Genomic DNA, 19855 nt, shown 5'->3' on the forward strand with positions numbered 1-19855 from the left:
CAAATTCTAAACCGAGTCTGGCCTGACTTTCAAGGTCTGGCCAGATTGGGCTTCAGGCCGGCGCCGGGCCGCCCCAAGGCGGCCTGTGCCCCCTCGGGGGGCAGCGCCCCACACGCAGTGGGGGCGCGTGGGGGCCACATTACTCAGCCCGATAGTTGGGCGCTTCCTTGGTGATCTGCACATCGTGCACGTGGCTCTCGCGGATGCCGGCCGTGGTGATCTCGACGAACTCGGCCTTGTTCTTCATGTCCTCGATGGTCGCGCAGCCGCAGTAGCCCATGCTGGCGCGCACGCCGCCGGCCATCTGGTAGACGATGGAAACGATCGAGCCCTTGTAGGGCACGCGGCCTTCGATGCCCTCAGGCACGAGCTTGTCGGTGTTGGGATTGCCGGTGGTCGATTCCTGGAAGTACCGGTCGGCGCTGCCCTGCTGCATCGCGCCGATGGAGCCCATGCCGCGGTAGCTCTTGTAGCTGCGGCCCTGGTACAGCACGATCTCGCCGGGGGCCTCTTCGGTGCCGGCGAACATGCTGCCCATCATCACGGTGCTGGCGCCTGCGGCGATGGCCTTGGCGATGTCGCCCGAGTAGCGCACGCCGCCGTCGGAGATCAGCGGAATGCCCGTGCCCTGCAGCGCGGTGGCGACGCTGTCGACCGCCATGATCTGGGGCACGCCCACGCCGGCCACGATGCGGGTGGTGCAGATGGAGCCCGGGCCGATGCCGACCTTGACCGCGTCGGCGCCGACATCGGCCAGCGCGCGCGCGGCGTCGCCGGTGGCGATGTTGCCGCCGATGACGTCGACCTGCGGATAGTTGCGCTTGACCCAACGCACGCGCTCGATCACGCCGGCGCTGTGGCCGTGTGCGGTGTCGACCACGATGGCATCGACGCCGGCCTTCACCAGCGCCTCGACGCGCTCCTCGGTGCCGTCGCCCACGCCGACCGCCGCGCCCACGCGCAGGCGCCCGCTCGCGTCGCGTGCGGCGTTGGGGAAGCTGGTCTGCTTGGTGATGTCCTTGACGGTGATGAGGCCCTTGAGCTCCCAGTCGTTGTTGATGACCAGGAGGCGCTCGAGCTTGTACTTGTTCAGCAGCGCCTTGGCATCGGCCAGCGTGGTGCCGTCGGGCACGGTGATGAGCTTGTCGCGCTGCGTCATGATTTCGCTGACGGGCACGTCGTAGCGGGTCTCGAAGCGCAGGTCGCGCCCCGTCACGATGCCGACGACCTTGCCGCCGTCGACCACCGGGAAGCCGGAAATGCCGAGCTGGTCGGACAGCGCCATCACCTGGCGCACCGAGTGCGTCGGCGTGATCACCACCGGGTCGCGCAGCACGCCCGATTCGTAGCGCTTCACGCGGGCCACTTCGGCGGCCTGCTGTTGCGCGGTGAGGTTCTTGTGAACGATCCCGATGCCGCCCTCCTGCGCGATGGCGATCGCGAGGCGGGCTTCCGTCACGGTGTCCATGGCCGCCGAGACGAGCGGCAGGTTCAGCGTGATGTTGCGGGAGAGTTTGGTGGCGAGGGAGGTGTCCTTGGGCAGGACCTGGGAGAACGCTGGCACCAACAACACGTCGTCGAAGGTGAGCGCTTTGCCGAGAAGGCGCATGGGTGAAGCTCCAAAAGACGGATTGTAACGAGGCTCCCGCACCGTTCGCCGGCCCGGGCTTTTCACAACCGTTGCAAAAGCACCCCACCCAGGATGTTGCAAGAAGTAAGGCACGGCTAAACTTCGGGCATGAAATTCATGCACTGGCTGCTGGTGGGATGTGTCGTGGCGCTGCCGCTCTCTGCGAGCGCGCAATGGCAATGGATCGACAAGGACGGCAAGAAGGTCTTCAGCGACCAGGCGCCGCCGCCCGATGTTCCCGAGAAGAACATCCTGCGCCGCTCGGGCACGCCGCCGCCGCGGCCCGCTGCCGGCATCGCCGCGCCGGATGCGCCGGCGGCCGAGGGCACCGAAGCCGCTGCGGCCAAGCCGCGCGAAAGCGCCGCGGCGCCCAAGCCGAGCGGCGTCGACAAGGAACTCGAAGAGAAGACCAAGAAGGCCGAGGCCGAAGAAAAGGCCAAGCGCGCCGCCGAAGAGGCGAAGGTCGCCAAGGCCAAGGCCGACAACTGCGCCCGCGCCCGCGAAGGCAAGTCCACGCTGGACAGCGGCATCCGCATCGCGAAGGTGAATGCCAAGGGCGAGCGCGAGATCATGGACGACGGCGCACGCGCCGCAGAGCAGAAGCGCGTTCAGTCGGTCATCGACAGCGACTGCAAATAAGCCGACGCCGGCAGCCTCAGTAGCCGGCCTTGCCGCCCTTGCGGCGGTTCGCGAAAAGGCCGGCACTCCCCGCGCCCTGGCGCTTGAATCGTTCGCGGCGCGCGACCTTCGGGTCCACCGTGAGCGGGCGGCACAGCTCGATGCGATCGCCGTCTTTCAGGGCCTGACTCCACTCGACCGCCCTGCCCCAGATGCCCGGCGTCATCGCATGCCGCCAATCGAGATCGGGAAAGCGCAGCGACAACCCGCTCGCTTTCACCGCGTCGCTCAAGACGATGCCATCTTCCAGTTGCAGGACCTGCTCGAACACCTCGCGCGCCGCGGGCGAGCAGCTCAGCGTGACCTGGATCATCAGGGGCTGCCGTAGACCTGCTCGGCGCGCTTGACGAAGGCCTCGACCAAGCTCGATGCAATGGTGTCGAACACCGGGCCGACGAGCGCCTGCAAGGCGAAGTTGCTGAAGCCGTAGCTCATGTGCAGTTCGACGCGGCAGGCGCGTTCGCCCGCTTCCCCCACGGGCACGAACTTCCAGTTGCCGTCGAGGTTGGAGAACGGGCCATCGACCAGTTTGAGTTGCACTTCCCGGCCAGGAATGTGGGTGTTGCGGGTGGTGAAGCTCTGGCGCAGGCCGGCGAAGGCGAGGCCGACTTCGGCGGTCATGCCGGCTTCGTCCTCCTCGATGATCCGGGCCTTGTCGCACCACGGAAGGAACTGCGGATACTTCACCACATCGGTGACGAGCGCGTACATCTCTTGGGCGCTGTACCAGATGAGGACGGACTTGTTGACTGTTTTCATAGAATCGGTGCAGCGTGCGCGACGGATTGTATTGAAGCCATGCGTCCCCATCTTCCCGAGCCATGGCCACAAAGAAACAAGATAACTCCTCCCGCATCGCCGACAACAAGAAGGCCGCGTACAACTATTTCTTCGAAGAACGCTTCGAGGCCGGCATGGTGCTCGAAGGCTGGGAAGTCAAATCGCTGCGCGAAGGCAAGGTGCAGCTGACCGACGGCTACGTGGTCATCCGCGACGGCGAACTCTACGTCGTGGGCCTGCAGATCAACCCGCTCAAGAGCGCCTCGACGCACGTCAACCCCGATTCCATCCGCACCAAGAAGCTGCTGCTGCACAAGGAAGAAATACGCCGGCTGGTCGGCAAGGTCGAGCAAAAGGGCTACACGCTGGTGCCGCTCAATCTGCACTGGAAGGCGGGCAAGGTCAAATGCGACATCGCGCTGGCCAAGGGCAAGGCCGAGCACGACAAGCGCGACACCATCAAGGACCGCGAAGGCAAGCGCGAGGTCGAACGCGCGATGAAGAGCCGCAGCCGCTAGGCATTCTTTTCATTCTTTTTTGCGCGGCATGGAATAAAACGCGCTCTGCGGGCGTTTGTGCGGTGTCATCGGATTGCCGATGCCACCCAACCCAGGAGTCTTTCCATGTCGCCCCTTCGCGTGTTTCGAATTTCCTCCGCCGGCATTGCAGCCGCCCTGCTCGGCAGCCTGCTCGCCCTCCCCGCGTTCGCCCAGCCCAAGCCCGCCGATGGCGCGCTGGTCGGTGCGACCGGCATGACGCTCTACACCTTCGAGAAAGACACGGCCGGCAACGGCAAGTCGGTCTGCAACGGCGGCTGCGCCACCAACTGGCCGCCCTTCATGGCCGCCGACAGCGACAAGCCGAGTGGTGACTTCACCATCGTCACGCGCGACGACGGCAAGAAGCAATGGGCCGCCAAGGGCTGGCCGCTCTACTACTGGGTGAAGGACACCAAGCCGGGCGACAAGACCGGCGATGGCGTGGGCGGCAACTGGAAGACCGCCAAGCCCTGACCCGGAACACGCGCTCCCGGCCCGCCCATGGACGCCCGCCTGCTGGTCGACCACATCCCGAGCCTGCGCCGCTATGCGCGCGCGCTCACGGGCAACACGTGGGCGGCCGACGACCTGGTGCAGGACACCCTCGAGCGGGCCTGCAGCAAGTGGCGCCTCTGGGTGGTGGGGAGCGACCTGCGCGCATGGCTCTTCACGGTCATGCACAACATCTTCGCGAGCCAGGTGCGGCGCACGCCGCCGCCGCACAGCGTGGTGTCGCTGGACGAGACCACGCACGAATTGCACGGCGGCATCGATCCGGGCCGCGACCAGGGCGCGAGCCTCGACCTCCAGCGCTGCCTCATGCAACTGCCCGAGGAACAGCGCGCCGTGCTGCTGCTGGTGACGCTCGAAGACCTGTCCTATGCCGAGGTGGCGAAGGTGCTGGGCATTCCCGCCGGCACCGTGATGTCGCGCCTCTCGCGCGCCCGCGTGCGGCTGCAGGAACTGCTGGACGGCGCCGCCGCCCCGAACCGCCCCGGCCTGCGCCGCCTCAAGTGAAACCCGCCGCCGCACCATGAACCGCCCCGCCCCGCCCTCCACCGACGTCACCGACGACGAACTGCACGCGCTGGTCGATGGCCAGCTCGCCCCGGATCGCCAGTGCGCCATCGAAGAGGCCCTGGCGCGCGACCCTGCCATGGCCGCGAAGGTCGCGGCCTGGCACACGCAGCGCGATGCCCTGCGCCGCCTGCACGGCGAGTTGCTGGACGAACCCATTCCGGCGCCGCTGATGAGCGCGCTCGAGCGCCATCTGCCGCGGCAGGCGCAGCGCAGCAGCTGGATGCGCTGGGGCGGCATCGCGGCCGGCGTGCTCGTCGCCTTTGCGGCGGGCTGGCTCGGCAATGCGCAATGGTCGGCGTCGCGCACCCCATCGACCCAACTGGCCAAGGCGCCCGCGATGCGCGAGTTCGTGCACGACGCATCGATCGCCCACGTCGTCTACGCGCCCGAGAAAAGGCACCCGGTCGAGGTGGCCGCCTCCGAGCAGCAGCACCTCGTGCAGTGGCTCTCCAAGCGCCTGGACAGGCCGCTCAAGGTGCCCGACCTGAGCACCCTGGGCTACACGCTCGTCGGCGGCCGCCTGCTGCCCGGGGAAACCGGCGCACGCGCCCAGTTCATGTTCGAAGACACCGCGGGCGAGCGCGTCACGCTCTACATCGGCACCCTCGACGCCCGGGCACCGGATTCGGCGGCCGCGCGCGAAACCGCCTTCCGGTTCACCTCCGACGGTCCGGTGCCGAGCTTCTACTGGGTCGACCAGGGCTTCGGCTATGCCGTAGCCGGCAAGCTCCCGCGTGATGTTTTGCTGAAACTCGCGACCCTTGCCTACCGCGATTTGTCGTGAGCCCGGCATAAACTGCCGGGTCGCGCAACCACCTGCCTTGTTGTCGCGATTTTTCAACTGAAGGAGAAACTGCATGAAATTGCTCAGCGCCTCGATCCTCGCGGCGGCCCTGCTCGCCGGCTGCGGCGGCATGTCCAACAAGACCGCCAGCGCGCCCGACACGCCCACCCGCACCGCCGACGGCGTGCTGGTCGGACCGAACGGCATGACGCTCTACACCTTCACCAAGGACACGTCCGGCGCCGGCACCTCCGGCTGCAACGCCCAGTGCGCCGCCAACTGGCCGCCGCTCCCCGTGGCCGAAACCGCCAAGCCCATCGGCGGCTACACCATCATCATTCGCGAAGACGGCAAGCGCCAATGGGCCTACAAGGGCTGGCCGCTGTACTACTGGGCCAAGGATGCCAAGCCGGGCGACAAGACCGGCGACGGCGTGGGCGGCAACTGGAAGATCGCGCGCCCCTGAACGGCACGGTGATCACCTGATCGCAAAGGCTCCGGCACACGCCGGGGCCTTTTTTCTTGGTGCACGCGCCACGGCAGAATCGCCGCATGAATCCTGCAGCTGCGAATCCGGACGCGTTCCTCGCCCTTCTCTCCCACGGCCTGATCACCGACGCGCAGCACGACGCGGTGCTCGCCCATCCCGAGACCGCCGCGCTCCCGCCGATTCCCGGCCCCGCGCACGCACTGGCCTGGATGTGCGTGAAGGGCCTGGTCACCCAGGAAGAAATCGACGCCGCCGTCGAACGGCTCGAGGAGGCCTCGCCGCCCGTCGCCACCGCCGACGATGCAGCGGACATCGCCTACGACGCCGAGGATTTCGTGGAACTCGGCGACCGCGGCATCACGCACGAGGCGGTGAACGCGCTCTTCAACGACGGCCTCGTCGATGCCGAGACGCGGGACATGGCCCTGGAGGAAACGCCGCTGGTCGGCAGCGTCCCCGCCGCACCGAGCGCCACGCTGGCCTGGATGGTGATCGACGGACCGCTGGAGAAAGAACTGTTCGAGGCCACGCGCGCCGAAGTCGCGGCCGAGCCCGCCTTTGCCATGGCGGCAGACCGAGCCCGCATCGTGGCCGAGGCGCAGCAGGAGATCGCAGCCGATGAAAAGTCGACCGGCGCATGGCAGGCCCGCGCGCAAGGCAAGCGCCGCTGGGGCACCTGGACCTTCTGGCTGCTCGCGCTGTGCATCACTGGCGGGTGGGCTTGGGATCTCGTCGTGCCGGACAGCGTGCCGGCCTGCAACGGCGACGCCGCGCGCAAGATGCTGCAGAGCCAGATGCGCCGCCTGTCGATCGATGCCCGCATGCAGACGCCGGACTCGCGCGAGAGATCCGATCTCACCACTCCGACCGTCAGCGGGTTGCGAGAAGTCGGCTACCGAAAGGACGAGCGCACCCGCGGCTGCATGGCGACAATGATCCTGGAAGACGGGACCAAATCGATCGCGTACACGATCGGCCCGGTCCCCGCTGACAACGGCCAGATGACGGTGCGCGGTGCCGACCCGGTCATGGTGGAGGCCCGCTTCGGCAATCTGGATGCGAAAGGCAAGCCGCTCTACAACGCCGAGCCCATCGGGCGCGTGGCGGCGGAGAAGGCCTTCCGAGACGGCGTGACCGCCCTGCCGTCGAACTCGGCTGCCGCGGCGATGCTTGAACGCCAGCGTCGGCGTTCCGGCGCGGGCCTCGCGGCCGCTGTCCCGGAGATCACCGGCCTCGAGCCCACCGGCTCCTGTCGCGTGCATGAAGACGGCGTGAGCCGGGTCTGCCCGCTGGTCGTCGAATACAACGACCGCGTGCTGGGCACCCTCGGCCGCGCGCAATCGCTGCCGCTGACCGGCGACTTCACCTTCGTGCCGGACAACGGCGCCTGGCGCATGAGCGACGACTTCGCGAAGCGCTTCAATCGCGCCGTGCTGGAAGCCCGCCTCACCCGCATGGGCGTGACGGACGCTGCGATGCCCGAGTAGTTCTTTGGGCGCCTGGTGGGCGCCTAGTGCGCGCCCGGCAGCGCGTTGTCGGCCGCCGTCGTGCGGCGCCCGCGCAGCGCCAGCAGCTCGTTGAACACCAGCGCGCCGATGACCAGCGCACCGCCGGTCAGCACGCTCGCGGCGGGCTCCTCGCCCGCGCCGATCCAGGCCAGCGCGATGCCGAAGATCACTTCGAGCAGGGCCAGCAACGCGACCTCGGGCGCCTTCAGCACCTGCGCGCACAGCACCGACAGCACGCACGGAATCGCGAGCTGGAACACCCCCAGGAAGGCCAGCAAACCCAGGTCGTGTGCGCTCGCCTGGAACGGCAAGGCGAAGGGCAAGGTGAACAAAGCGGTGAGCACGGCGCCGATCAGCACCGCGGGCACCAGGTCGATGTCATGCCCCTTGGCATGCGCATGCTGCACGACGGTCCAGTTGGTGGCGCCGGCGATCGGCACGCACAACGCAACGAGCGTCCCGAGCAGCGAGCCGCCCACACCGCCTGAAGCGCCCTGCATCAATTGCGTGCCGTACATCCAGCCGATGCCGACACCGGCCACCACGATCGCCGCCCACGTGCGCGCAGGCAGCCGATGCCCGATGAAGACGCGCGCGGCCAGCGCGGTGAGCAAGGGCCCGAGCGACATCGTGACCAGCACGCTCGCCGTCGAGGCCATCGTGAGCGCCACCATGAAGGCCGTGAACATCACGGCCCAGCAGACACCCGAGATCCAGAGTTCGCGCCCGCCGCTGCGCAGCTGCGAGAACACGGCGCGCCCCCGCCAAAGCGGCAAGATCACCAGCAGCGCCAGCGTCGTGAAGAGGCTGCGCCAGAAGGTGATCTCGAAACTGTGCGCCTGCGTGAGATGCCGTGTGACGACGCCCGCCGTGCCCCACATCAGGGTCACGACGACCATCAGCCACACAGCCCCGCCGTGCGTCAGGCGCATGGAACCCTCGGGGGGTCAGGCGGCCTGGGTGTCGCGGCCGGCGCGCTTGCGTTCGTTTTCCTTCAGGAAGCGCTTGCGCAGGCGCACGCTCTTGGGCGTGATTTCGACCAGCTCGTCGTCCTCGATGAACTCGACGCCGTATTCCAGCGTGAGGTCGATCGGGGGCGTGATCTTGATCGCGTCTTCCTTGCCGCTCACGCGGAAGTTGGTCAGCTGCTTGGTGCGCGTGGCGTTCACCACGAGGTCGTTGTCGCGGCTGTGGATGCCCACGATCATGCCTTCGTACACCGGATCGTTCGCCTTCACGAACATGCGGCCGCGGTCGTCCAGCTTGCCCAGCGCGTAGGTGAAGATTTCACCGTCGTCCATCGAGATCAGCACGCCGTTCTTGCGGCCGCCGATGTCGCCCTTGTGCGCTTCGTAGCTGTCGAAGATGTTGCTGATGAGGCCCGAGCCGCGCGTCAGGTTCAGGAATTCGTTGGTGAAGCCGATCAGGCCCCGCGCCGGAATGCGGTACTCCAGGCGCACGCGGCCACGGCCGTCCGGTTCCATGTTGACCAGTTCGCCCTTGCGCTCGCCCAGCGCCTGCATCACGCCGCCCTGGTGGCCTTCTTCGATGTCGGCCGTGACCATTTCGATGGGCTCGTGCTTTTCGCCGTTCACGGTGCGGAACACCACGCGCGGCTTGGACACGGCCATTTCAAAGCCTTCGCGCCGCATGTTTTCCAAGAGGATGGTCAGGTGCAGTTCGCCGCGGCCCATGACTTCGAAGATGCCTTCTTCGTCGGTCTCGCTCACGCGCAGGGCCACGTTGTGCTGCAGCTCTTTTTGCAGGCGGTCCCAGATCTGGCGGCTGGTGACGAACTTGCCTTCGCGGCCGGCCAGCGGGCTGGTATTCACGCAGAAGTTCATGGTCAGGGTCGGTTCGTCGACCTTGAGCATGGGCAGCGGCGCGGGCTTGTCCTTGTCGGTCACGGTGACGCCGATGCCGATGTCGGTGATGCCGTTGATCAGCACGATTTCGCCGGGGCCGGCTTCGGTCGATTGCACGCGGTCCAGGCCCTGGAAGGTCAGCACCTGGTTGACGCGACCCTTGATGGCCTTGCCGTCCGGACCTTCCATGACCAGCACGTCGGTCATGGGCCGGAGCGTGCCCTGGCTGATGCGGCCCACGCCGATGCGGCCGACGAATGTCGAGAAGTCGAGTGCGGAGATCTGCAGCTGCAGCGGCGCTTCAGGGTCGCCCTTCTGTGCCGGCACGTGCTTCAGGATGGTGTTGAAGAGGGCCGACATGTCGGGACCCCACTGCTCGCCCGCAGCGCCTTCTTCGAGCGACGACCAGCCGTTGATGCCCGAGGCGTACACCACGGGGAAGTCCAGCTGTTCGTCGGTCGCGCCGAGCTTGTCGAACAGGTCGAAGGCGGCGTTGACCACCTTGTCGGGGTTCGCGCCGGGCTTGTCCACCTTGTTCACGACCAGGATGGGCTTCAGGCCCAGGGCCAGCGCCTTCTTGGTCACGAAGCGCGTCTGCGGCATCGGGCCTTCCTGCGCGTCGATCAAGAGCACCACGCCGTCGACCATCGAGAGCGCGCGTTCCACTTCACCGCCGAAGTCCGCGTGGCCCGGGGTGTCGACGATGTTGATGTGCGTGCCTTCCCAGGTCACGGCGCAGTTCTTGGCCAGGATCGTGATGCCACGTTCCTTTTCGATGGCGTTGTTGTCCATCACCGTGTCAACGACCTTCTCGTGCTCGGCGAAGGTGCCGGACTGGCGCAGCAGCTGGTCGACCATGGTGGTCTTGCCATGGTCCACGTGGGCAATGATGGCGATATTGCGGATTTGCTTGGTACTCATGGTGTCGCTTCTGTCTGTTGTGCGTTCAAAAGAATTTGCTGAATTTCGATGGGGTTCAGCAAGCGCCCCGGGATCAGTTCGTTGGCGGCGACGTGCGCCGTACCGAGAAAGGCGGGCGGCGTGTCGCCAAATACCGCCACGTGGTCGGCGTCGGGCCAGGCGCCACGGCGGCGCAGGCCGGACAAAAAGCGCCCCGCATCTTCGCTGCCGAGCGTGACGATGGTGTGGCCTTCGACCAGGGATTCGGCAGGCAACAATTGGGCCAGCCGCTCGTCCTCGCCCATGGCTTCGAGCGCCTCGAGCGTGATGCACTGCGCCACGCCGAAGCCGCCGGTGGCGGTGCGGCGCAGCGACGTGAGGTGGGCGCCGCAGCCCAGCGCCTCGCCGATGTCTTCGCCCAGCGTGCGGATGTAGGTGCCCTTGCTCACGGAGGCCACGATGCGGATGGCGTTGCCAGCTGATTCAGAAGCGGCCTGCGTGACCTTCAGCGCGTGGATCACCACGTCGCGCGGCGCGCGTTCGATCTCGATGCCTTCGCGGGCGTATTCGTAGAGCGCCTTGCCGTCCTTCTTGAGGGCGCTGTGCATCGGCGGAACCTGGCGGATCGGGCCGGTGAACTGCGTCTCGGCGCGGGCCAGGTCTTCAGCGGTGACGTTCACCGGGCGCTCGGCAATCACCTCGCCCTCGGCATCGCCGGTCGAGGTCTTGATGCCCAGGCGTGCCGTGGCTTCGTAGGTCTTGTCGGCGTCCAGGTGCAGCTGGCTGAACTTGGTGGCCGCGCCGAAGCACAGCGGCAAGACGCCGGTGGCCAGCGGATCGAGCGTGCCGGTATGACCCGCTTTTTCGGCACGCAGCAACCACTTGGCCTTCTGCAAGGCCTGGTTGCTGGAGAGTCCCAGCGGTTTGTCGAGCAACAACACCCCATGCACAGGGCGCCGCTGCACCCTTGTGCGTGGCGCATTCATCGCTAGTCGTCTTTCGAGCGCGAAGCGACGGCCTGCGCGATGAGCGCGTTCATGTCGGCCGCACGCTCGGTGGTGCGGTCGAACAGGAAGTGCAGCGTCGGCACGGTGTGAATATGGAGGCGCTTGAACAGGCCGTTGCGCAGGAACCCTGCAGCCTGGTTCAGCGCGTCGGTGGTCTCGGTCACGTCGCCCGTGAGCATGCTGAAGTAGATCTTCGCGTGCGCATAGTCGGGCGTGACCTCGACCGCCTGGATCGTGACCATGCCCACGCGCGGGTCCTTCAACTCGCGCGCGATCAGCTCCGTCAGATCCCGCTGGATCTGGTCGGCAACCTTGAACGCGCGATTGGGGGCGGCGGCTTTTCTCTTGGGCATGGACTCTTTCGCTTCGAACGCTTACAGCGTCCGGGCGATTTCCTTGATTTCGAAGAATTCGAGCTGATCGCCTTCTTTGATGTCGTTGTAGTTCTTGAGCTTGATACCGCACTCAAAACCTTCGCGGACTTCGCGGACATCGTCCTTCATGCGCTTGATCGAGTCGACTTCGCCGGTGTAGATCACCACGTTGTCGCGCAGCAGGCGGAAATGCGCACTGCGGTTGACCGAGCCCGAGGTGATGTACGAACCTGCGACCGTACCGATCTTGGAAGCCACGAACACCGTGCGGATCTCGGCCGAGCCGATGATCTCTTCGCGGCGCTCCGGTGCCAGCATGCCCGACATCGCAACCTTGATCTCGTCCACGGCGTCGTAAATGATGCTGTAGTAGTTCAGTTGCACGCCGTTGTTCTCGGCCAGCTTGCGCGCACCGGAATCGGCCCGCACGTTGAAGCCGATCACGATGGCCTTGGAGGCGATGGCGAGGTTGATGTCGCTTTCGCTGATGCCGCCGACGCCGGCGTACACCATCTGCACCTTGACTTCCTCGGTCGCCAGCTTGAGCAGCGACTGGGCCAGCGCTTCCTGCGAGCCCTGCACGTCGGCCTTGATGATGATCCGCAGCGTCTGCACTTCGCCCGCCGACAAGTCGGTGAACATGTTCTGCAGGTTCGCGGCCTGGGCCTTCGCCAGCTTCGTGTTGCGGAACTTGCCGGCACGGTAGGTGGCGATTTCGCGCGCACGGCGCTCGTCGGCCATCACCATGAACTCGTCGCCCGCTTGCGGCACTTCGGTCAGACCCTGGATTTCGACCGGGATCGACGGACCCGCGGTCTTGATGGTCTTGCCGTTCTCGTCCAGCATGGCGCGCACGCGGCCATAGGTGGAACCGGCCAGCACCACGTCGCCGGTCTTGAGCGTGCCCGACTGCACCAGCACGGTGGCGACCGGGCCGCGGCCCTTGTCCAGCTGCGCTTCGATGACCAGGCCCTTGGCGGCGGCATCCACCGGCGCCTTCAGTTCCAGCACTTCGGCTTGCAGCAGCACCTGCTCGAGCAGGTCGTCGATGCCCTGGCCGGTCTTGGCCGACACCGGCACGAACGGCACGTCGCCGCCGTACTCTTCGGGCACGACCTCTTCGGCCACCAGTTCCTGCTTCACGCGGTCCAGGTTGGCGTCGGGCTTGTCCACCTTGTTGATCGCAACCACGATCGGCACACCCGCCGCCTTCGCGTGCTTGATGGCTTCCTTGGTCTGGGGCATGACGCCGTCGTCGGCCGCCACCACCAGGATCACGATGTCGGTGGCCTGCGCACCGCGGGCACGCATGGCGGTGAACGCCTCGTGACCCGGGGTGTCGAGGAACGACACCATGCCGCGTTCGGTTTGCACGTGGTACGCGCCGATGTGCTGCGTGATGCCGCCGGCTTCGCCCGCTGCGACCTTGGCGCGGCGGATGTAGTCCAGCAGCGAGGTCTTGCCGTGGTCGACGTGACCCATGACGGTCACGACCGGTGCGCGCGGCAGGGCTTCCGCCGTTTGCGCCGACACGTCCTCGTCGGTGAAGGCTTCCGGATCGTCCAGCGCGGCAACCACCGCGTTGTGACCCATTTCCTCCACCAGGATCATGGCGGTATCTTGGTCGAGCGACTGGTTGATGGTCGCCATCTGCCCCAGCTTCATCAATTGCTTGATGACTTCGCCGGCCTTGACGGCCATCTTGTGCGCGAGCTCGGCCACCGTGATGGTTTCGGGCACGTGCACTTCCAGGATGCGCGCCTCGACCGGTGCGGCCGGTGCGTGCTCCTCGTGACCGCCGCGGTCATTGCCGCGACGGCCGCGCGGGCCTCCGCGCCAGTTGCCGCGACCGACACCACCGCTGGCATCGCCGCGGGTCTTGATTTCCTTCTTCTTGGCAGGATCGCCCGCCCAGCTCGAGGAGAGCTTGGCCGACTTGACTTCCTTGCCGGCACCGGCTGCGGCGCCAGGGGCTGCTGCAGCACCCGGAGCGGCCGGCGCGCCGGGACGCGCTGCGGGCGCGGCCGGCTTGTGCAGCGTGCCCTTGACCGCGGCCTTTTCGGGCTGCGGCTTCTCGGGCGCCTTGTGCGGCACCAGCACGCGGGCCGGTGCATTCATCATGGCGCGGATGGCTTCGGCCTCGGCGAGGGCCTTGCGGCGACGCTCGTCCAGGTCCTTGGCGCGGGCGGCTTCCTCGTCGGCACGGGCCTTCGATTCGGCGGCGGCCTTGGCCTTCGCGTCTTCCTTGGCTTGCGTGGCGGCGGTCTGGGCGGCCAGCTTGGTATCGGCGGCTTGCTGTTCGGCGGCGGCGGCAGCAGCGGCCGCGGCGACTGCAGCAGGCGCCTCGACCGGCTTGGCGGCTTCCTTCGCGGGCGCAGTGGCGGCTTCGGCGGCAGCCTTGGCGGCCTTCTGTTCGGCGGCGACGCGCGCGGCTTCCTGCTCGGCCTGTTCGGCGCGCTCGGCCTTTTCGGCTTGCTCGCGTTCGCGGGCTTCGGCTTCTTCGCGCAGGCGCCGCTTCTCGACCAGCTCTTCTTCCTGGCGGCGGATCAGTTCGGCCTGGCGGCGTGCTTCTTCCTCGCGGCGGGCCAGCTCGGCCTCGTCGACGTGGGGTGCGGCCGGCGCGGCGGCGGGCGCCTCGGCGACTTGCTGCGCCGGCTCGGCCGGGTGGCCTTCGTCGCGCTGGATGAAGGTGCGCTTCTTGCGCACTTCCACCTGGATGGTGCGGGCGCGGCCGGTGGCGTCGGCCTGCTTGATCTCGCTGGTCGACTTCTTGGTCAGCGTGATCTTCTTGCGCTCGGGCTCGGCGGTGCCGTGGCTGGCTTTGAGAAAGCCGAGCAGGCGCTGCTTGTCAGCCTCGGTGAGTGCATCGGTGGGTGCCGCTTTGGGCACGCCTGCGCTCTTGAGCTGGTCAAGCAAGGTTTCGGGAGTCTTCTTGAGCTCGTTCGCGAACTCGGCGACAGTGGTACTGGACATATTGGTTTCGTGCCTCCATGACCATCACTCTTGGCCGGCGAACCAATGTTCGCGGGCTTTCAAGATGAGGGCTTTGGCGTCATCGGCGCTGTGGCCGGTGATCTCGGTGAGTTCATCGACCGCGAGGTCGGCGAGGTCGTCACGGGTGTTCACACCCGCTTCGGCCAACTTGGGAATCAGCTCGGGGTCCAGGCCTTCGAGGTCGCGCAGGTTCTGCGACACCGGCGACTGGGTCTCCACGCCCTCTTCCTTGGCGATTTCCATGGTCAGCAGCGCATCCTTGGCACGCGAGCGCAGCTCATTGATGGTGTCTTCGTCGAACGCTTCGATCTCCAGCATTTCGGAAATCGGCACATAGGCGACTTCTTCCAGGCTGTTGAAGCCTTCGGCGATCAGGATGTCGGCGATTTCTTCATCGACGTCGAGCTTTTCCATGAAGAGCTTGCGGCTGGCATCCGTTTCGGTCGCCTGCTTCTGGGCCGACTCGTTGGCGTCCATGATGTTGATCTTCCAGCCGGTGAGGTCGGAAGCCAGGCGCACGTTCTGGCCGCCGCGGCCGATGGCGATGGCGAGGTTTTCCTCGTCGACCACCACGTCCATGGCGTGCTTTTCTTCGTCCACCACGATCGAGGACACGTTGGCCGGGGCCAGGGCGCCGATCACGAACTGGGCCGGGTCTTCGCTCCACAGCACGATGTCCACGCGCTCGCCGGCGAGCTCGTTGGTCACGGCGTTCACGCGGGTGCCGCGCACGCCGACGCAGGTGCCGATCGGATCGACGCGCTTGTCGTGCGAGAGCACGGCGATCTTGGCGCGCGAACCCGGGTCGCGGGCGCAGCTCTTGATTTCGAGGAGGCCCTGCTCGATTTCGGGCACTTCCTGGCGGAACAGCTCGATCATGAATTCAGGCGCCGAGCGCGACAGGATGATCGGCGCGCCGCGCAGCGTCAGGTCGACTTCCATGATCATGGCGCGCACGCGGTCGCCGTTGCGCAGGTTCTCCTTGGCGATCATCTCGCTGCGGCGCAGGCGCCCTTCGACGCGGCCGGCCTCCACGATGATGTCGCCCTTGTCCAGGCGCTTGACGGTGCCCACGAAGATCTTGTCGCCGCGCGACATGAAATCGTTGAGCAGCATCTCGCGCTCGGCGTCGCGGATCTTCTGCAGGATCACCTGCTTGGCGGCCATGGCGCCGATGCGGCCGATCGGCACCGAGTCCACCGCTTCTTCGATGTACTCGCCGACTTCGATGTCCGACATTTCTTCCTTGGCTTCGAACAGGAGGATTTCCTGGTCGGGCAGCTGCAGGCCGGCCTCGTCGGGAACAACGTGCCAGCGGCGGAAGGTTTCGTAGTCGCCGCTGTCGCGATCGACCGCGACGCGGATGTCCACATCGCCCTGATGGAGCTTCTTGGTGGCTTGCGCCAGTGCGGATTCGACCGCGCCGAAGACGACGTCACGTTCGACGTTCTTCTCGCGCGAGATCGCATCCACCAACATCAACATTTCGCGATTCATGCCACCACTCCTCTGGTCAGTCCGGAACATTCGTTCCGTCGTCAATATCCGAAAAACCCGGTTGGGTTTTGGCCTTGCGGCCCTTGAAATCCACAATGGGCGCGAGCCGCGCGTCGCGCAGCTCGTCCAGCACGAAGCCCAGCGCCCGCAACGGTGCAGGCGCGCGCTTCTTGCTCACTTTTTGACCCGGCTTGGGCTCGGGCGCATCGCTCCAGACGATTTGCCAGCCCGGGGCTGAGTCAGCCCCTTCTGCCTTTTCAGCACGCTCCAGCGTGCCGCGAAATTTCTTGCGGGTGGCGGACACCTGGCCCGCCGCCGCCGCGCCCATAGGCACCTTGAGCGTGATGTCGATCACCGCGCCCACGAAACGCTCGAAATCCTGCTCGTTGCGCAACGGCCTGTCGATACCGGGCGAGGACACCTCGAGCCGCTTGTAATCGACACCATCGACCTCGAGCGCGAACTGCAGCTGGCGCGTCACCTTCTCGCAGTCCTCGACCGTCACGAAAGGCTCCGGCACGCCTGCAGCCACAGCTTCAGAAGTGGGGGCCGTCCAGGGCAAATCAATCGTCACGCGCAGCAATCCCCCGGCCGAGCGTTCGATCTCGACCAGGTCGTAGCCAAGACCGGCCACGGTTTGTTCCACTATTTGCTGCAATGCCACGTGTTCGAAAGTGCCTTTTAAATACTCAATTCGCCGAATTCGCGATATCCGCCTCTGCGAATACGGCGAATGCCTGGTGCTGAAATCACTCAGCGACGTAACGAATGATCAAGAATGCATAGACCAAAAAAAACGGGCGGTTGGTACCCGCCCGTTTGGTCGTGAGCCTCGAATTATATGCTATTCGTGTGATAAATGAAGGGGCATTGCAGTTCAGACAGTCATTGGACGACGAGATTTCGACCAGACCACTGCAAACAACACCGCCCCGAGCGCCAATGCCGCCGCCGCAACCAGCAATGGCTGCTCGAAGGAGCCGGTGCGCTGCGCCAGGGGCGCCGCGAACAGCGGTCCGATGATCTGCCCCACCCCATAGGACGCCGTCGCATAACCGATCAGCCCGGCCGCCGCATTGCCGCGCAGCCGGCGCGCCTCCCGCATCGCGAAAAGCGTGATGGCAGTGAACGGCATGCCCAGCAGCAGGCTTCCCAGCGCAAAACCAACGATCGTGGGCCACGCCACGGACAGCACCACGCCCAGCGCCTGCAACGCATAGGCGGCCGCCAGCAACAGGCGGTTGTCCCAGTGGATGGGCGCGCGGGCGCCGATCAACGCGCCCGGAATGATCGCCGCACCGAACAGCGGCCAGAAGAAATCAGGCCACGACGATCCCGGCAGCGCCTGGCGCGCGATCACCGGCAGGAAGGTGGCCGTGATGATGTAGCCGAAGCCCGCCAGCCCATAGAGCGCGACCAGCCAGATCGCATCGCTGCGATCCGCGCCGGATGCGGTCACGCGGCTTGCGGTCACAGGGGCCTTCGCACCGCCGTTTTGCGCGGATTCACCGTCATCGAACACCCGCCAGATCACCGCCACGAGCACCACGGCCAGCAGCCCCAGGCCGATCCACCCTACCTCGGAACCCCAGCGCCCCAGCGCGCCGCCGAGCAGCCCGGTCATGGCAATGCCGATGCCCGGCCCGGTGTAGATCACGCCAGCCAGCGTCGGCGAATTCGTTTCGGCCAGCCGCCGCAGGCCCCAGCCCGAGGCAAAGACGAAGACCCAGGCGCTCATCACGCCCGCCGCCGCGCGCAGGATGCCCCAGCCTGCAAAGCTGTGGAGCAGGCCCATGCCGATCAGCAAAGCGGCGGTCGCGGCCAGCCCGCCCCGGACCATGCTCGACGCCTTGATCCCGATGGCGGCGCAGCTCACCGCCCCAAGGAAATAGCCCAGGTAATTGAGCGACGCCAGCACCCCGCCCCCGGCCAGCTCCAGTTTTCCCTCGCCCAGCATGATGGGCAGCATGGGCGTGAAGGCGAAGCGCCCGAGGCCCATCGCCACCGCCAGGGTGACCATGCAGGCCAGCGCCGCGCGCCAGGCGCCGCGGCGGTCCTGTCCGTTTACCGACATTTCTTCTTCTCTTTTCGTTCTATTCCAGCAGCGCAGCGGCCACCAGTTTCTGCGTATAGGGATGCGCCGGCGCATCGAGCACGCGCTCGACCGACCCGGTTTCGAGGATCGCCCCGTCCTTCATCACGATGACCTGGTGCGCCATGGCGCGGATCACCTCGACGTCGTGGGTGATCAAGAGGTAGCTCAGCCCGCGCTCGCGCTGCAGACGCTGCAGCAGGCCCAGCACCTGTTTCTGGATCGTCACGTCGAGCGCGCTGGTCGGCTCGTCGAGCACCAGCAGTTGCGGATCGACGATCAGCGCGCGCGCGATCGCCAGCCGCTGCCGCTGGCCGCCCGAGAACTCGTGCGGGTAGCGGTCGAGCAGCGCGGGAAACTGCGCCTCGGTCAGCCCCACGTCCGCCAGCGCCGCGAGCGAACGGGCCCGGCGCGCCTTCGTGTCGAGTTCGGGCGCGTGAACGCGCAGCCCCTCCCCCACGATCTGCTCGACTGTCATGCGCGGCGAGAGCGAGGAGAACGGGTCCTGGAACACCACCTGCATCGTGCGGCGAAGGGCCAGGTCCGACGCGCGATCGACCGCCCACCCCTTGCCGTCCACCTTCAGCTCGCCCCCATGCTTGAGCAGCCCGAGCGCCGCGAGCGCCAGCGTCGACTTGCCCGAGCCCGATTCGCCGACCACGCCCAGCGTCTCGCCCGGCACGATGCGGAAATCGGCGCCCTGCACGGCGATGAATTCGCCCTTGCGGAACCAGCCGGCAAAGCCCGGCCTCGCCACCGGATAGCTCACGCGCAAGGCCTTGGCCTCGAGCACCGGCGCGGCATCCGCACGCGCGGCCACCGCCGCCACGTCGCGCTCCGGATGGCTGTCGATCAGCTTGCGGGTGTAGGCGTGCTGCGGGGCATCGAACACGGTCGCCACCGCACCGTGCTCGACGATGTGGCCGTTCTCCATCACCGCCACGCGGTCGGCGAAACGGCGCACGAGGTTCAGGTCATGCGTGATCAGCAGCACGGCCATGCCGTACTTGCGCTGCAGCTCGGCCAGCAGCTCGAGGATCTGCGCGCGCACCGTGACGTCCAGCGCCGTGGTCGGCTCGTCGGCCAGCAGGAGGCGCGGCTTGCAGGCAAGCGCCATCGCGATCATTGCGCGCTGGCGCTGGCCGCCCGAGAGCTGGTGCGGAAACGACCGCGCCCGCCGCGCCGGCTCGGGAATGCCGGTGTCCGCCAGCAGCTGGACGGCCGCCGCCTGCGCCGCGCGGGCCGACAGCCCCTCGTGCAGCTCGAGCACCTCGGAGATCTGGTCGCCCACGCTGTAGAGCGCGTTGAGCGCGGTCATCGGCTCCTGGAAGATCATCGCGATCTCCTTGCCGCGGATGCCGCGCAGCTCGCGCTCCGGAATCGCCAGCAGGTCGCGCGCGCCCTGCGACGGCTCGGGGCCGAAGAGCCGTGCGACGCCCGCGAGATCGGCGTTCTGCACCAGCCGCAGCAGAGACAGTGCCGTGACGGTCTTGCCCGAGCCCGATTCGCCCACCAGCGCAAGCTTTTCGCCCGCGCCGATCTGGAAGTCGACGCCATGCACGACCTCCTTGCCGCCGAAGGAAACCCGCAGGCCCTTCACGTCGAGCAGGGGCTTCTTCGTTGTTGGATTCATGTCG

General features: G+C 66.8%; 19 protein-coding genes. 7 read left to right on the top strand and 12 right to left on the bottom strand.

Translation table 11 applies throughout. The features are described 5' to 3' along the window. Positions 1-139: 139 nt before the first annotated feature. Positions 140-1609 carry an IMP dehydrogenase gene (guaB, locus tag JC881_RS01795; protein WP_198784001.1) on the bottom strand — a complete coding sequence of 490 codons (1470 nt, stop codon included), beginning with the start codon at positions 1607-1609 and terminating at the stop codon, positions 140-142. 129 nt (positions 1610-1738) lie between these two features. On the opposite strand from guaB, the gene JC881_RS01800 reads away from it, so the two are divergent. After that, entirely contained in the window at positions 1739-2269 is a 531-nt protein-coding gene (locus JC881_RS01800) for a DUF4124 domain-containing protein (protein ID WP_198784002.1), read from the top strand. Between the two features lie 16 nt (positions 2270-2285). Here the strand turns inward: JC881_RS01800 and JC881_RS01805 are convergent, their stop codons facing one another. Together JC881_RS01805 and JC881_RS01810 are read right to left on the bottom strand one after the other, a co-directional pair. After that, positions 2286-2621 (bottom strand): RnfH family protein, encoded by a 336-nt coding sequence (locus tag JC881_RS01805; RefSeq protein ID WP_198784003.1) that lies wholly within the window; start codon positions 2619-2621, stop codon positions 2286-2288. Continuing rightward, positions 2621-3067, bottom strand: coding sequence for a type II toxin-antitoxin system RatA family toxin (locus JC881_RS01810; protein ID WP_198784004.1), 447 nt, complete (start codon positions 3065-3067; stop codon positions 2621-2623). Before JC881_RS01810 ends, JC881_RS01805 begins: the two co-directional genes overlap by 1 nt. 62 nt (positions 3068-3129) lie before the next feature. Between JC881_RS01810 and smpB the strand changes: the two genes are divergently transcribed. From smpB to JC881_RS01840, 6 genes are all read left to right on the top strand, one after another. Beyond that, entirely contained in the window at positions 3130-3606 is a 477-nt protein-coding gene (gene smpB / locus JC881_RS01815; protein WP_198784005.1) for an SsrA-binding protein SmpB, read from the top strand. Between the two features lie 105 nt (positions 3607-3711). Further along, entirely contained in the window at positions 3712-4101 is a 390-nt protein-coding gene (locus tag JC881_RS01820) for a COG4315 family predicted lipoprotein (RefSeq protein WP_198784006.1), read from the top strand. 27 nt (positions 4102-4128) lie between these two features. Beyond that, a complete protein-coding gene (locus tag JC881_RS01825) occupies positions 4129-4644 on the top strand; it encodes a sigma-70 family RNA polymerase sigma factor (RefSeq protein WP_198784007.1) in 516 nt (171 codons plus the stop codon). Positions 4645-4660: 16 nt separating this feature from the next. Next, on the top strand, positions 4661-5491 hold the full coding sequence (locus JC881_RS01830) for an anti-sigma factor family protein (RefSeq protein WP_198784008.1): 831 nt from the start codon (positions 4661-4663) through the stop codon (positions 5489-5491). Between the two features lie 73 nt (positions 5492-5564). Next, entirely contained in the window at positions 5565-5957 is a 393-nt protein-coding gene (locus JC881_RS01835; RefSeq protein ID WP_198784009.1) for a COG4315 family predicted lipoprotein, read from the top strand. 86 nt (positions 5958-6043) lie between these two features. Beyond that, the gene (locus JC881_RS01840; RefSeq protein ID WP_198784010.1) at positions 6044-7468 is read left to right on the top strand and encodes a hypothetical protein; all 1425 of its coding nucleotides are present in this window, start codon (positions 6044-6046) and stop codon (positions 7466-7468) included. Between the two features lie 23 nt (positions 7469-7491). Here JC881_RS01840 and JC881_RS01845 read toward each other — a convergent pair whose 3' ends face one another. The 9 genes from JC881_RS01845 to JC881_RS01885 all read right to left on the bottom strand — a co-directional run bounded on the left by JC881_RS01845 (position 7492) and on the right by JC881_RS01885 (position 19851). Continuing rightward, a complete protein-coding gene (locus JC881_RS01845; RefSeq protein WP_198784011.1) occupies positions 7492-8421 on the bottom strand; it encodes a DMT family transporter in 930 nt (309 codons plus the stop codon). Between the two features lie 15 nt (positions 8422-8436). Beyond that, the gene (typA, locus tag JC881_RS01850; RefSeq protein ID WP_198784012.1) at positions 8437-10275 is read right to left on the bottom strand and encodes a translational GTPase TypA; all 1839 of its coding nucleotides are present in this window, start codon (positions 10273-10275) and stop codon (positions 8437-8439) included. Further along, entirely contained in the window at positions 10272-11240 is a 969-nt protein-coding gene (truB, locus tag JC881_RS01855; RefSeq protein WP_198784013.1) for a tRNA pseudouridine(55) synthase TruB, read from the bottom strand. The genes typA and truB overlap by 4 nt, the downstream gene beginning before the upstream one ends. A gap of 2 nt (positions 11241-11242) precedes the next feature. Beyond that, on the bottom strand, positions 11243-11614 hold the full coding sequence (gene rbfA / locus JC881_RS01860) for a 30S ribosome-binding factor RbfA (protein ID WP_198784014.1): 372 nt from the start codon (positions 11612-11614) through the stop codon (positions 11243-11245). A gap of 21 nt (positions 11615-11635) precedes the next feature. After that, on the bottom strand, positions 11636-14608 hold the full coding sequence (gene infB / locus JC881_RS01865; RefSeq protein WP_198784015.1) for a translation initiation factor IF-2: 2973 nt from the start codon (positions 14606-14608) through the stop codon (positions 11636-11638). Between the two features lie 24 nt (positions 14609-14632). Then, on the bottom strand, positions 14633-16126 hold the full coding sequence (nusA, locus tag JC881_RS01870; RefSeq protein ID WP_198784016.1) for a transcription termination factor NusA: 1494 nt from the start codon (positions 16124-16126) through the stop codon (positions 14633-14635). A 16-nt stretch (positions 16127-16142) separates the two neighbouring features. Beyond that, a complete protein-coding gene (gene rimP / locus JC881_RS01875; RefSeq protein ID WP_198784017.1) occupies positions 16143-16790 on the bottom strand; it encodes a ribosome maturation factor RimP in 648 nt (215 codons plus the stop codon). Positions 16791-17003: 213 nt separating this feature from the next. After that, entirely contained in the window at positions 17004-18200 is a 1197-nt protein-coding gene (locus JC881_RS01880; RefSeq protein WP_198784018.1) for a YbfB/YjiJ family MFS transporter, read from the bottom strand. 19 nt (positions 18201-18219) lie between these two features. Then, positions 18220-19851: an ABC transporter ATP-binding protein gene (locus tag JC881_RS01885; RefSeq protein ID WP_198784019.1), complete on the bottom strand. Its 1632-nt coding sequence runs from the start codon at positions 19849-19851 to the stop codon at positions 18220-18222. Positions 19852-19855 lie beyond the last annotated feature (4 nt).

The organism is Variovorax sp. IB41, from assembly GCF_016405905.1.
GTDB lineage: Bacteria > Pseudomonadota > Gammaproteobacteria > Burkholderiales > Burkholderiaceae_C > Variovorax.

Bases quoted from the DNA above. Each gene is read 5' to 3' on its own strand.
- guaB (WP_198784001.1), bottom strand. From the start codon at position 1,609: ATGCGCCTTCTCGGCAAAGCGCTCACCTTCGACGACGTGTTGTTGGTG.
- JC881_RS01800 (WP_198784002.1), top strand. From the start codon at position 1,739: ATGAAATTCATGCACTGGCTGCTGGTGGGATGTGTCGTGGCGCTGCCG.
- JC881_RS01805 (WP_198784003.1), bottom strand. From the start codon at position 2,621: ATGATCCAGGTCACGCTGAGCTGCTCGCCCGCGGCGCGCGAGGTGTTC.
- JC881_RS01810 (WP_198784004.1), bottom strand. From the start codon at position 3,067: ATGAAAACAGTCAACAAGTCCGTCCTCATCTGGTACAGCGCCCAAGAG.
- smpB (WP_198784005.1), top strand. From the start codon at position 3,130: ATGGCCACAAAGAAACAAGATAACTCCTCCCGCATCGCCGACAACAAG.
- JC881_RS01820 (WP_198784006.1), top strand. From the start codon at position 3,712: ATGTCGCCCCTTCGCGTGTTTCGAATTTCCTCCGCCGGCATTGCAGCC.
- JC881_RS01825 (WP_198784007.1), top strand. From the start codon at position 4,129: ATGGACGCCCGCCTGCTGGTCGACCACATCCCGAGCCTGCGCCGCTAT.
- JC881_RS01830 (WP_198784008.1), top strand. From the start codon at position 4,661: ATGAACCGCCCCGCCCCGCCCTCCACCGACGTCACCGACGACGAACTG.
- JC881_RS01835 (WP_198784009.1), top strand. From the start codon at position 5,565: ATGAAATTGCTCAGCGCCTCGATCCTCGCGGCGGCCCTGCTCGCCGGC.
- JC881_RS01840 (WP_198784010.1), top strand. From the start codon at position 6,044: ATGAATCCTGCAGCTGCGAATCCGGACGCGTTCCTCGCCCTTCTCTCC.
- JC881_RS01845 (WP_198784011.1), bottom strand. From the start codon at position 8,421: ATGCGCCTGACGCACGGCGGGGCTGTGTGGCTGATGGTCGTCGTGACC.
- typA (WP_198784012.1), bottom strand. From the start codon at position 10,275: ATGAGTACCAAGCAAATCCGCAATATCGCCATCATTGCCCACGTGGAC.
- truB (WP_198784013.1), bottom strand. From the start codon at position 11,240: ATGAATGCGCCACGCACAAGGGTGCAGCGGCGCCCTGTGCATGGGGTG.
- rbfA (WP_198784014.1), bottom strand. From the start codon at position 11,614: ATGCCCAAGAGAAAAGCCGCCGCCCCCAATCGCGCGTTCAAGGTTGCC.
- infB (WP_198784015.1), bottom strand. From the start codon at position 14,608: ATGTCCAGTACCACTGTCGCCGAGTTCGCGAACGAGCTCAAGAAGACT.
- nusA (WP_198784016.1), bottom strand. From the start codon at position 16,126: ATGAATCGCGAAATGTTGATGTTGGTGGATGCGATCTCGCGCGAGAAG.
- JC881_RS01880 (WP_198784018.1), bottom strand. From the start codon at position 18,200: ATGTCGGTAAACGGACAGGACCGCCGCGGCGCCTGGCGCGCGGCGCTG.
- JC881_RS01885 (WP_198784019.1), bottom strand. From the start codon at position 19,851: ATGAATCCAACAACGAAGAAGCCCCTGCTCGACGTGAAGGGCCTGCGG.